Annotated in this window: 1 protein-coding gene; it reads right to left on the reverse strand. The window is 72.7% G+C overall.

Going from position 1 to position 428, the window contains the following annotated elements:
• Positions 1–428, reverse strand: a 428-nt coding sequence (locus G3I71_RS48160; RefSeq protein WP_164325291.1) for a redoxin domain-containing protein, incomplete at both ends; no start/stop codon positions are given.

The following is a 428-nucleotide window of genomic DNA, read 5'->3' on the forward strand; positions in this document are numbered from 1 at the left end:
GACGTTGCTGCGCTTGCCGACCGACAGGAACGTCTCGGGCGTGATCTGCGCGCCGTCGGGCGTGCGGTCGTCGACCTGCGTGCGCGGCGGCAGCGCGACGCCCGGGTCCGCGTCCTGCAGGAGCTCGCGCACGAGGTCCTCCGTCACGTCGTAGCCCCCCTCGCCCTGGTGCACGTGACGCACCTGGCCGTCGGCGTCGACCAGGTACGACGCGGGCCAGTACCGGTTCCGGTACGCGCTCCAGGTCGCGTAGGAGTTGTCCTGCGCGACCGGGTACGTGATGCCGAGGCGCCGCGCGCCGTCGACCACGTTGTCGGTCTCGCGCTCGAACGCGTACTCGGGCGTGTGGACGCCGACCACGACGAGCCCGGCGTCGCGGTACGCCTGCCACCACGCCTCGACGTGCGGCACCGACCGCTGGCAGTTGA

The organism is Streptomyces sp. SID12501 (assembly GCF_010550245.1).
In the GTDB taxonomy this organism is placed as follows: domain Bacteria; phylum Actinomycetota; class Actinomycetes; order Streptomycetales; family Streptomycetaceae; genus Streptomyces.